This is a genomic window from Pseudarthrobacter woesei (genome assembly GCF_055412745.1).
In genome coordinates, this window is sequence record NZ_JBVAYU010000013.1 from 86,178 (window position 1) to 96,875 (window position 10,698).

The window sequence follows — 10,698 nt, forward strand, 5'->3', positions numbered from 1 at the left end:
CCGTCACCGGCCCCGGCCACGCGTGCGTCCCAGTTCGGAAGGCCTTTGCCGACTGTTCACACGGCGTTTTCACGGCGCGAACGGGCAGATGAACAACCGGCTCAACGCGACCGTTCACTGCCGTTTACCGGCCCTCCACCGCGTGGCCCTTCCCTGTTAGTGCGGATCGGGGAGCCTGTTTGTGGCATCGGCGCGCCTGACCGGCCGAGCCGAACCACACCCCCTGAACCGCTCCAAGGAGAATCCCGTGCTTTTCAAGAGTGCTGCCGCCGTGTTGGTGGCCCTGGCGTCCCTGACCGGAATCGCTGTCCCTTCGTCTGCCGCCTTGTCATCCCGGGATGTTGTGCTGGGCCAGCCGCTGCTGGAGGCCCATGCGCACAACGACTACGAGCACGGCCGCCCGCTCTTTGACGCCTTGGAGCATGGGTTCACCAGCGTCGAGGCGGACGTTTGGCTGGTTGACGGTAAGCTTCTGGTCGCTCATGACCGGGAGAACGCACAGCCTGGGAAGACGCTGGAGAGCCTCTACCTGGATCCGCTGGACGAAGTCGTCCGGCAGGAAGGCCACAGCGTCTATCCGGGCTGGGACGGCAGCTTACAGCTGCTGATCGACATCAAGAGCGACGGCGAAAGTACCTACGCTGCGATCGAGCAGGAACTGCGCAAGCACCCGGCCCTCATGACGCACTACAGCAAGGGCAAAGTCAGCACCGGCCCGGTGACCGCCGTGATCAGCGGCAACAGGCCGCTGATCACCATGCAGGCGGACGAGAAACGCTACGGGTTTTTCGACGGACGCTCATCCGACCTTGCCTCCGGGATGCCCTCAACGTTAATGCCACTGGTCAGTGACAACTGGACAAAGCTGTTCACGTGGCAGGGTATCGGCCCGATGCCCGAGGCGGAACGCGCCAAACTGCACGCCTATGTAGCGGACGCCCACTCCAAGGGGTACCGGGTCCGTTTCTGGGCGACCCCGGACCAGCCGGGCGAGGCACGCGAAGCCTTGTGGACCGAGCTCCACCGGGCAGGCGTTGACCACATCAACACCGACGACCTCGCAGCCCTGGAGCAGTTCCTGAAAGACCAGCAGGGATAACCCCTCCACGTGGAACTTCCGTCCCCCGATGGCTGACAGGGGGAGACTACGCCGTCGCTGCCGGCCATCGCAACGGATGTGTGACCGGCCCAGAGCCCGCCGCGACCGGCGGGGCGAATCACCCGGCGGTGGGCGGTCTTAGAGCCGGAGAGTAATGGTCCGCGAGCCCGCGGCGTCCGTTTCCACGGTGGCGCGCACCGAAGTGTAGTCATTGATGTGCAGCACGCCCGCAGGGAGCGGCCCGGTATTCGGGCCGACTCCTACCGTGCGGATGCCCGCAGCCAGGCCGGCCGCGATCCCAGCAGGGGCATCCTCGAAAACTAGGGCGTCCGCGGGTTCCACACCCAATAGCTCGGCCGCCCGCAGATATCCTTCGGGATGCGGCTTGCCGCGGGTGATCAGGTCTGCGGTGACAGCGGTCGTGGGCATGGCCAGGCCGGCCGCGTCCATGCGGATGTCTGCCAGGATCCGATCGGCCGACGTCACCAGGGCCACGGCGTCGCCGGGAAGAATGCTCAGGATTTCCGCGGCCCCGGGCAGTGACACAATCCCGCCGGTCCGGACACGTTCCATGGCACCGAGCTCGGACGCAAGGGCTTCGACGTCGGCGCCCGCCGGCGCGAACCGGCGGACGGTGTCGATTGCCCGCACACCGTGGGACGTGCGCAGGATCTCGACGGAGTCCAGGCCGTACCGGGCCGCGAACTCACTCCATACCTGTTCCACAACGGGCGTGGAATCCACCAGCGTGCCGTCCATGTCAAACAGGACTGCACGGCAGGTGAGGGTGCGTGGAGCGGGGGAGGGGATGGCCATCAGCCAATCATGGCCCACCTCGCCGCTGGACGGACGAGTGTTACGCACCAACAACACCCCGGAGCTTATCCTCGGATGGGGTGACGGCGCCAGTGGCCCGCGCACGCGCGCTATTGCGTGCCACCGGACGACCGCCCAGACCAGCAGGCCGTGTCCGCCTCAATGCGGGCCTCACGTGCCACCAAACGCCTTATGCTGTGACGGCAACCATCACGAGCACCACGGAACACCAGGGGAACCCATGTCGACCAGCCAGTACGGACCACTCAACGCCCATCAGAACCCGGATCAGCAGCCAGTGACGATGGGGCAGCTGCGCTGGTACATGGAGGGCATGCGGCACGCCCGGCTGGCCACAGTGTTCGGCATCCTGGCGGTCTTCAGCCTGGGGGCCCTGTTTGGGCCGCTGGCGATAGCCCGGTCGAAGAAGGCTGAGGCCTACGGCGTGCCTGCGGCTGAGGGGCGGGTGCTCGGCTGGGTGGGGATTGGCTTATTCATCATGTGGGTGGTGTTCTTCATTGTGTACCTGGCCCTGATTTTCACCATCATCGGGAGCCTCCCGAACTCGGGCAGGATTGGCGCTTAGCAGCCTTACCTTAGCTTTGGCCGGACGTGCGCTTCCCGCCGGCCAGGCCGTGTCGGCCCGGCCGCGCTCGCCCGGCCGTGTCCGGCGGACGGGCCCGTGGGTCCCGCCCGCCGGCGTCTCAGCCGAAGTTGGCGACGTAGCTGGGCACCCCGACGGCGTCTGTCGAGACCGGTGCTCCGGTGCCGTTGATGACGTGGTCCAGGGTCCCGGCGCCGAGGTTGACGGTCAGCAGGCCGTGGAGCTTCACACGGGGCGTGACCGGCACCTCGAAGCCCCGCGTGGCGTGGATCGTGGGGTCGACGTTGTTGTAGACGTAGCTGCCCCCGCCCCAGAGCTCGTGGGTCTTGACCGAATCGGCGATCTTGTAGCCGGCCCAGCCCAGGACCCCGTCGTGCTGCCAGGCGGCCTGGTTGGGCGCGTCGTAGGGCAGTTCGTTCTGGAAGAAGACGGTCTTGCCGTGCTCGCCGTTCCAGATGACGTTGTACTGCTGGTAGTGCTCCACGAATAGGCCGGTGGCCGTGACGTGGTCGCCGTTGATGATGACGCCGTTGTCCCCCGTGTTGGTGGTCCAGCCGACGCCGTTGCCGTGGTCCGCCCGCCAGACCCAGATGTGGTCCAGGAGCACGTTGTCGCTGTTGACCTCCAGGCCGCACGTGGCCTTGCCCACGTGGCCGCCGATGCGGAAGAACACATCGTGGAGCGTGGTGGGGTTGACGGGGTCACTGTGATGACTGGACTTGCCGGATTCGGCAACACTCTCCCGCGCGGGTTTTCCGTCCTTGACAGGCTTGGCTGCCTTGCCGGTCCGCATCAGCACCGGCGAGTTCACCTCACCGGCATCGATGGTCACGCCGGCAATGTCGACGCCGGGGACATCCGCGACAGGCAGCGGCACGGCGCCGTTGACGGCGGTAAGGGTGGCCATGCCGAGACCGAGAACGACGGTGTTGGCACGCTTGACCTCGATGCTCTGGTCGATGTCGTAGACCCCCGGTGTGAGCAGCAGGTTCTTGCCGTGCGCCAGCTCTGAGTTGATGGTCTTGACCGAATCGGTGGGCCTGGCCACGAAGAAGTCGGACATTGCGGTGCTGCGGCCCGCCGTCGGACCGTTTTCCCACGTGGTCCCGGCGGAGTCCTTGCGGACGGCCGGAACGAAGACGCCGTACTGGCCCGCCGCGTCGAGGGTGAGGTAGGGCTTGTCCCGGCTGATCGGGGTGCCGGCCAGGTTGGTGTAAGGCGGATTCGGGAAGGACTGCGCCGGGGCGCCGTTCACGCCCGAGAAGACCTGGTTCCAGACGCCGTTGGACCAGCCGCCGATGCTGCTGTCCCGCACGAAGTACTGCTGCTGCGAGCCATTAATGACGCTGCCGGTCTTCGAATCCGAGATGAAGCCGCCGCTGGCGTGCTGCGGTCCGGCGGTGCAGTAGTCCATCAGGGAGAGATTGCCGCCGGTGACGTTGACCCGCCGCATGGGGGAGGCCTGCGAGGCGGCCCAGAAGTTGGCCGAGCCGCGGCAGCCGTCGAGCCCGGTGACGTTAATGGTGAGGTTGGACAGCGAGCGCCAGAAGTTGTTGAGTGCGATGCAGTTGACCGCGGTCACACTGTTCGGCTGGCTGGACTACCATCTGCACCAGTTCCAGACCCGGGGCTTCCGCGGCCCCGCATATGCGCCGGCGGACCCGGACGGCGACGATGATTTCTTCGGCGAGGCTCCCCTCGACGAATCGCAGGCGACGGTCGGCGAGCTGCTGCCGGCCGTGGGCAGCACAATGACCTACACGTACGACTTTGGCGACAACTGGGTCCACACCCTCAAGGTGGAGAAAATTCTGCCGGACGACGGCGGCGGCCGGCTCCCGCGATGCACCGCGGGCCGCGGCGCGGCGCCGGCGGAGGACAGCGGCGGCACCCGGGGCTGGGCGACAATCGTCCAGGCCGTCAACGATCCCAGCCATGAGGAGCACACGGATTACCGGGAATGGCTGGGAATGCTGCCGGGCCAAACGCTGGATCCAATGTCCTTCGACATGGAAGAGGCCAACGAGGATCTGGCCAAACTGTTCTGACGGCTGCCGGAGCGCGTCCTCTACCGGGCGTCGACCTGCGCCTTCGCTGCCAGGAGGAGCCGTCCTGCGGTCACTACCATCCTGCCGCGGGAAGTGTTGAGTGTCGCATCGCGTCGGAGTAGTGTGGCCCCACCGTCAACTCGCACCACCCTCACCCGGGAGCGACCATGCCATCTGTGAAACGTCGACTTGCTGCCGTCACGGCGGCACTGGCATTGAGCGTGACGGGCGGCGCAGTCGCCGGCCCCGCGTTCGCCGATCCGCGGGAGACAGTGAAGAACCCGACCGCCACCGGCTACGGCGGCGCCGTGAGCACCGTGGACCCGGAGGCATCCGCTGCGGCGATTGAGGTCCTCCGCAAGGGCGGCAACGCGGCGGACGCCGCCGTCGCCGCAGCCGCGACCCTCGGTGTGACCGAGCCGTACAGCGCCGGCATCGGCGGCGGTGGCTACTTTGTGTTCTTCGACGCGAAGACCGGCAAGGTCGGCACCATCGACGGCCGCGAGACCGCACCGGCAGCGATGCCGCGCGATGCTTTCATCGACCCGGCGACCGGCCAGCCCTACCGCTTCACGCCCGAGCTCGTCACGAGCGGCGTCTCTGTCGGCGTCCCCGGCACACCGGCCACCTGGCAGCGCGCCCTCGACCGGTGGGGCACATTGAGCCTCGGCGATGCCCTCAAGCCCGCTATCAAGGTGGCCACCCGCGGCTTCGTGGTCGATCAGACGTTCCGTCAGCAGACCCTCGACAACAAGGTCCGCTTCGAGGCGTTCACCTCGACGAGCAGACTCTTCCTCCCGGGCGGCGACGCCCCCGCCGTCGGCAGCGTCTTCCAGAATCGCGACCTCGCCGAGACATACCGGCTCCTCGCGAAGAAGGGCACGCGCGGCTTCTACGGCGGCCCGCTCGCGGCGGAAATCGCCGCCACGGTCCAGGCTCCGCCGAAGACTGCCGGCACCAAGCTGCCCGCCCCCGCCGGCCAGCTGACGACGGCGGATCTCGCCGCCTACCGTGCCCTGGATCAGGCGCCCACGCATGTGGACTACCGCGACCTGGACGTCTACGGCATGGCGCCGTCCAGCAGCGGCGGCACGACGGTTGGCGAGGCACTGAACATCCTGGACACGGTCAACCTGTCCGAGATGCGTCCGCCCGGCGCCCTGCATCATTATCTGGAGGCGAGCGCGCTTGCCTTCGCGGACCGCGGCAAGTACGTGGGTGACCCCGCGTTTGGCAAGGTCCCCACCGCCGCGCTCACTGACCCGCTGTTCGGCAAGGAGCGCGCCTGCCAGATCGATCCGTTGCGCGCGGCAGCGAAGCCCGTCGCACCGGGGGATGTGTCCGCGTACGACGGCGCGTGTCCGGCTGCCGCTGTGGCCCCCGCCCACGAAAAGGACACCGAAAACATCTCGACGACCAACCTGACGGTCGCGGACAAGTGGGGGAACGTCGTCGAGTACACGCTCACGATCGAGCAGACCGGCGGCTCCGGCATCGTGGTCCCCGGCCGCGGTTTCCTGCTCAACAACGAGCTGACCGACTTCTCCACGGTGTACAACCCGACCGATCCGAACCGGATCGAGCCCGGGAAGCGCCCGCGCTCGTCCATGTCCCCGACCATCATCCTCAAGGACGGCAAGCCGTTCCTCGCCCTCGGCTCGCCCGGCGGATCGACGATCATCACAACCGTCCTGCAGACCATCGTGAACCGGGTGGACCTGGGCATGAGCATTTCCGAGGCCATCGCGGCACCGCGTGCCTCGCAACGGAACACGGCCAAGGTCACGGCCGAGCCGGAGTTCATCGCGGCGCACGGAAGCCGGCTGGCGCCGTTCGGCCATCAGTTCACGCCGTCCGGGGATGCGTTCACCTCGGCAGCAGAGATCGGCGCGGCCACCGCCATCGAGTTCCGCCCCGACGGGGGGATGATCGCGGCGGCCGAGCCCGTGAGGCGAGGGGGCGGCTCGGCGATGGTGCTCAAACGCTCGCCGTAGGTCCGCTCAGCCGGGGCCGTCGTGTCCATGCCGTCATGACTGCAAATCTGTTTGCCTACCTCAGCTACCCTGATGCACCAGCGGCGCTGGAGTGGCTGGAGCAGGTGGGGTTCGACGTGGTCCGCCGTCAGGACGGGGCTCCGGGCAAGGTCATTCACGCGGAGGTCCGCCTCGGTGATGCCGTGATCATGGTGGCGAGTGATGATGCCGGGTATCAACGGCCCGCCCTGGTCGGCCCATCTACGGGACAGGGGCTATACCTGCTTGTTGATGACGTGGACGATTTCTATGGCCGCGCCATGGCTGCTGGGGCAAGCACCGTGATCGAGCCCGAGAGCACGGAATGGGGTGCCAGGCGCGCACGGGTTCTGGACCCCCAAGGTCAGGAGTGGAGTGCGGGAACCTATGAACCCGGAGTCGATCCCTGACGAGCCAGCCGGCCGCCGTCGTTCATGGTCAAGTGCTCATCGGCGGCGTTGGCAACCGCGGCGGCCCGGCGGTCAGCCGCATTTGACCTATCCGGTGGTGCGGCTTCCATGCGAACATGGGGCCACCGAATGCACTGTGAGGGGACCCGATGAAATCCAACGAGCTGCTGCTGGATGCCTTCGGGCGGATCCGTGACACCGTGGCTGCCACTCTTGAAGGGGCTGACTATGCGTCTTTGCTCCGCCGGCCTTCCGGCAACGGAAACTCGGTGGCGTGGCTGATCTGGCACCTCAGCCGGGTCGAGGATGCGCAGCTCGCCTCCGCCGCAGGCCTGGCACAGGTCTGGACCTCGCGGGAATTTGCGGGCCGCTTCAATCTGCCGCTGCCCGAACGCGACACCGGCTACGGACATTCTTCAGACCAAGTCGCCGCTGTGAAGGCCCCGCCGGAGCTCCTGCTCGAGTACCACGAAGCCGTTCACCGGCAGACCGCGGAGTTCCTGAAGACCCTCGGCGATGAGGACTTCAACCGCATCGTCGACACCCGCTGGGAGCCGCCTGTCACGCTTGGGGTGCGGCTGGTCAGCACCATCGCCGATTGCCTCCAGCACGTGGGGCAGGCCGCGTACGTCCGGGGGTTGAACCCGGCCAGCGGAGCCTAAACTGCACAGTCTAGGACGCGTCGGCGCTGTTGGCACCCGCACCGGCGGTGCCAGGGCCGGCATTTATTGCCGCCGCAACCAAACGATCGAAGCTGGCGGTCCCGTTTTCCGGAAGGTTGACGGTAAAGACCGCAACCCATTTCTCGGGGGCATATCTCTCCAGCGTTGAAGCCCGGGCCACTTGCAGGTTCAAACCGGGTAGCCCGCTGACGAGGAGCGGAAGCTTCTCGCCGCTCTTGACCAGGCGCCGGAATTCCTTGACCGACAATTGGTCACCGGGCGTGTCGGTCACCTCGGCGAGGGCGTCGTTTACGCTCTTCGTCAGGCCCCGCATGAATGTCCTCTGACTTGAGACAGCGGGAACCGTAAGTAGTGCCGGGAAGATGATCATGAACAGCAAGACGGCACCGAAATTTCTGAGGCCGGGCACAAAGATCATCAGGATCAGGCACAGAATCAAACCATCGATACTTAACAGGACGAACCTGGTCACGGGGCTTCCGCCTAGTTTCTTTGACCACCGTACAAGAGCGACGGTGTCATTAGGGGACCGATCCCGCAGTGAATGTGCCATGACTAGTACCCTTTCACTTCCATCAGTGCTTCGGCCAGGATGACTGCCTCGCGTGCATCCTTGAGATCGCTCAGCAGACCCATGTCTGGCAGGGCTGAGGTGCTGACGGTTGAGCCGGTGAGTGCCGAAAGGACGCCGCTTAACTTTTCGCGGTCCTGCGACACCATCCGGGACGAATTCAGTTTGGCTCTGCTCAGCTCAAGCTCCAGCAGAGACTTGTCGATCGCCTCGCGGCGCCCTTGCATGACCGATAGCTCTTCGGTGAGACGCAGCACACGGCCGCGGAGCATCGATTCCATCTTCACTGCCACGTCGTGGAGTTCGCTCAGGGCCTTGGTTGACTGTGGCGACCCGGAGCGCCGTGTGAGCTGCCCGCTGACGTAATGGCGCCGTCGTTCCCAGTCCCCGAGGGCAGACTCGTAGGGTCTCAAGAGCAAACAGACGGCTGCCAGCGCCTTGTCCAACGACGCTGCCCGCGTGCTCAGGCTTGTTGTTGCGGCGTCCAGCCTCGACAGGAATGCGTCGTAGTTGTCAGGGGCCGGGGTGCTGTTGGCTTTCATACGCCACTCGCACGCCGGGCCGCCGCGCGGCCCATGCACTCCCACCCGGGACGGCGGGATTTCCTTCGCCGACATGTGCCCCCAACTCTCATGGCATGAGAATAGTTGCTCCGGACGCGTTGTCATAGGGTCCGCCGTCGTCTGCTCCAGGCCGCTCGCTGAGACTGGGGCGTCAAAGACAAATGACCGGTTCAGGATTCCCCGGAAGAATAGCAGCGACGTTCCAGGCTGATGCCCTGAAGGCCGCTGAAGACAAGGTGGGCGGCGGCCGCCGGGCAGGCGTACTCTTCACCGACCGTTGTAAGGAAAAGGGGGAGGGCCTACGATGTGGCTGCAGCCCCACTCTGGGGACCACCTCCGGGACTTGCCCTCAAGGGTTTCAGGTACATCTTCGGATGCGCGAGTCCTGGACACCACGCGATGGGAAAGACAATGGCCAAATATCTGTTCGAAGCGAACTACGTGGGAGAGGGCATCAAGGGCCTCATGCGCGAAGGGGGCACAAAGCGCCGTGAAGCGCTCGTCGAAGCCCTCAAATCAGTCGGAGGCTCGCTCGAATGTTTCTACTACGCCTTCGGGGAGACCGATGTGCTGGGGGTTCTTGAAGTCCCGGGGGCGGCCGACGCCGCCGCGCTTTCTCTCATGATCAATTCGACGGGCTCCGTGAGCGTGCGTCTGAAACCGCTATTGACCCCGGAAGATCTTGACGCAGCAGCAAAGAAAACGCCGTCTTACCGGGCCCCCGGACAGTAGGGAACCGGCTGCCGCCGCACTCTTGTCCGCCGGGTCACGCTTACGCGGTCCAAGGACTGCTGGGCGTGGCGATCCTGCCGGCGCTGACGGGCCGCTGGATTCACGACACATTTGTGCGCGCCGCGGCGGTGCGTGGCCGTTCTCATAGGACCTGGGGCCAAACCGCCGCGGCGCCCATGACGATTGTCCGCTCAGGCGGCGAGCCGGCGGTGCAGCCGGGTGCGTTTGAGGGCCTTGACCTGTTCCCGCCGCTGGTATCGGATATCCCCCGGCCTCTTGAGGAGGGGATCCGCTCCCGGCAGGGGTGGCGCGGTGGACTCATAGGTGTGGCCGGTGGGGGTGGTGAGTTCGATGGTGTGCCGTGGCCCCGGTCTGGGGTGGGCGCTCCAGCCGGGGTTTTCTTTGGTGTGGTTGCAGGCTTCGCAGAGCCCGGCGCCGTTGGTGAGGCTGGTGGTGCCGCCGTGGTGCCAGGGGATGATGTGGTCGTAGTGGCGGATGGGGGCGTCGCAGTAGGGGGTGCGGCAGGTGTCGTCGCGGGCCTGGATGAAGCGGCGGAGCCCGGGTGGGAAGAGCCGGGCGCGGGAGTCCATCGCGGCCAGGTCTCCGGTGCCGGGGGCGGTGTAGAGCCGGCGGAGCCAGAGGTTGACCGCCTCCTCGCCGGCCTCGTTATCTGTTCCCTCGTGTCCCGTTCCCTCGGTGCCCTTGACCGTTGCCGTGCCTTTCCCGCGTGCCGCGTCCTTGAGGATGTTTCGGGCCCGGCCGGCGGGGACGATGCCGTAGCCGGGGAGCCGGGCGGGTTCGGAGTCGCCCTGGAGGAGGGTGCGGTCGGTCATGATGAGCTGGAGTTCGATTCCGGTGATCCCGCCGGGGGTGCCGGTGGTGCGTTCGACGAGGCCGTCGGCCATGAGTTGGCCGCGGGAGCGGGGGTCCCCGGCGGCGCGGAGGGTGTCGGCGTGCCGGGTCAGGGCGGTGTACACGGCGACGCCTTCGGCGACCGGGAGCAGCGCGGTGAGGCAGGTCATGGTGTCCGGGGCGGGGCGGGGCGGAGGCTGACGTGCCGGTCGGTGGCGGCGTGGGCCGCGCGCTGAGTGACGGTGCGGGGGTCGCGGCGGTAGGCTGCGGTGCGGGCGAGAGCAACAATTGCCCGGTCTCCGGCGCCG

At 66.7% G+C, this 10,698-nt stretch carries 11 protein-coding genes and 1 pseudogene; 7 read left to right on the top strand and 5 right to left on the bottom strand.

Annotated elements, in window-relative coordinates:
- Positions 1-247 precede the first annotated feature (247 nt).
- A complete protein-coding gene (locus tag ACZYZE_RS16295; RefSeq protein WP_463908873.1) occupies positions 248-1,099 on the top strand; it encodes a phosphatidylinositol-specific phospholipase C/glycerophosphodiester phosphodiesterase family protein in 852 nt (283 codons plus the stop codon).
- A 138-nt stretch (positions 1,100-1,237) separates the two neighbouring features.
- Here the strand turns inward: ACZYZE_RS16295 and ACZYZE_RS16300 are convergent, their stop codons facing one another.
- Positions 1,238-1,915 (bottom strand): HAD-IA family hydrolase, encoded by a 678-nt coding sequence (locus ACZYZE_RS16300; protein ID WP_463908893.1) that lies wholly within the window; start codon positions 1,913-1,915, stop codon positions 1,238-1,240.
- A 241-nt stretch (positions 1,916-2,156) separates the two neighbouring features.
- Between ACZYZE_RS16300 and ACZYZE_RS16305 the strand changes: the two genes are divergently transcribed.
- Positions 2,157-2,501 (top strand): hypothetical protein, encoded by a 345-nt coding sequence (locus tag ACZYZE_RS16305; protein ID WP_463908875.1) that lies wholly within the window; start codon positions 2,157-2,159, stop codon positions 2,499-2,501.
- A gap of 118 nt (positions 2,502-2,619) precedes the next feature.
- On the opposite strand, the gene ACZYZE_RS16310 is transcribed toward ACZYZE_RS16305, so the two are convergent.
- Entirely contained in the window at positions 2,620-4,101 is a 1,482-nt protein-coding gene (locus tag ACZYZE_RS16310) for a pectate lyase-like domain-containing protein (RefSeq protein WP_463908877.1), read from the bottom strand.
- Between ACZYZE_RS16310 and ACZYZE_RS16315 the strand changes: the two genes are divergently transcribed.
- The 4 genes from ACZYZE_RS16315 (at position 4,088) to ACZYZE_RS16330 (ending at position 7,651) form a co-directional block, all read left to right on the top strand.
- On the top strand, positions 4,088-4,567 hold the full coding sequence (locus ACZYZE_RS16315) for a plasmid pRiA4b ORF-3 family protein (protein ID WP_459317703.1): 480 nt from the start codon (positions 4,088-4,090) through the stop codon (positions 4,565-4,567). The genes ACZYZE_RS16310 and ACZYZE_RS16315 overlap by 14 nt on opposite strands.
- Before the next feature lie 167 nt (positions 4,568-4,734).
- Complete coding sequence (ggt, locus tag ACZYZE_RS16320) at positions 4,735-6,561, top strand: gamma-glutamyltransferase (RefSeq protein WP_463908879.1); 1,827 nt, start codon at positions 4,735-4,737, stop codon at positions 6,559-6,561.
- A gap of 35 nt (positions 6,562-6,596) precedes the next feature.
- Entirely contained in the window at positions 6,597-6,989 is a 393-nt protein-coding gene (locus tag ACZYZE_RS16325) for a VOC family protein (RefSeq protein WP_463908881.1), read from the top strand.
- A gap of 149 nt (positions 6,990-7,138) precedes the next feature.
- Positions 7,139-7,651: a mycothiol transferase gene (locus ACZYZE_RS16330; RefSeq protein WP_459317706.1), complete on the top strand. Its 513-nt coding sequence runs from the start codon at positions 7,139-7,141 to the stop codon at positions 7,649-7,651.
- Positions 7,652-7,661: 10 nt separating this feature from the next.
- On the opposite strand, the gene ACZYZE_RS16335 is transcribed toward ACZYZE_RS16330, so the two are convergent.
- Positions 7,662-8,144, bottom strand: a complete 483-nt coding sequence (locus tag ACZYZE_RS16335) for a hypothetical protein (RefSeq protein WP_459317707.1) — start codon at positions 8,142-8,144, stop codon at positions 7,662-7,664.
- 83 nt (positions 8,145-8,227) lie between these two features.
- Positions 8,228-8,785, bottom strand: a complete 558-nt coding sequence (locus ACZYZE_RS16340) for a hypothetical protein (protein WP_463908883.1) — start codon at positions 8,783-8,785, stop codon at positions 8,228-8,230.
- Between the two features lie 432 nt (positions 8,786-9,217).
- Between ACZYZE_RS16340 and ACZYZE_RS16345 the strand changes: the two genes are divergently transcribed.
- The gene (locus tag ACZYZE_RS16345; protein ID WP_459317710.1) at positions 9,218-9,538 is read left to right on the top strand and encodes a GYD domain-containing protein; all 321 of its coding nucleotides are present in this window, start codon (positions 9,218-9,220) and stop codon (positions 9,536-9,538) included.
- 191 nt (positions 9,539-9,729) lie between these two features.
- Here the strand turns inward: ACZYZE_RS16345 and ACZYZE_RS16350 are convergent.
- A pseudogene (locus ACZYZE_RS16350) lies at positions 9,730-10,698 on the bottom strand (HNH endonuclease); the annotation flags it as partial.

What these genes read in the sequence shown, in the direction of transcription:
- ACZYZE_RS16300 (WP_463908893.1), bottom strand. Translation starts at nt 1,915, where the DNA reads ATGGCCATCCCCTCCCCCGCTCCACGCACCCTCACCTGCCGTGCAGTC.
- ACZYZE_RS16305 (WP_463908875.1), top strand. Translation starts at nt 2,157, where the DNA reads ATGTCGACCAGCCAGTACGGACCACTCAACGCCCATCAGAACCCGGAT.
- ggt (WP_463908879.1), top strand. Translation starts at nt 4,735, where the DNA reads ATGCCATCTGTGAAACGTCGACTTGCTGCCGTCACGGCGGCACTGGCA.
- ACZYZE_RS16325 (WP_463908881.1), top strand. Translation starts at nt 6,597, where the DNA reads ATGACTGCAAATCTGTTTGCCTACCTCAGCTACCCTGATGCACCAGCG.
- ACZYZE_RS16330 (WP_459317706.1), top strand. Translation starts at nt 7,139, where the DNA reads ATGAAATCCAACGAGCTGCTGCTGGATGCCTTCGGGCGGATCCGTGAC.
- ACZYZE_RS16340 (WP_463908883.1), bottom strand. Translation starts at nt 8,785, where the DNA reads ATGAAAGCCAACAGCACCCCGGCCCCTGACAACTACGACGCATTCCTG.
- ACZYZE_RS16345 (WP_459317710.1), top strand. Translation starts at nt 9,218, where the DNA reads ATGGCCAAATATCTGTTCGAAGCGAACTACGTGGGAGAGGGCATCAAG.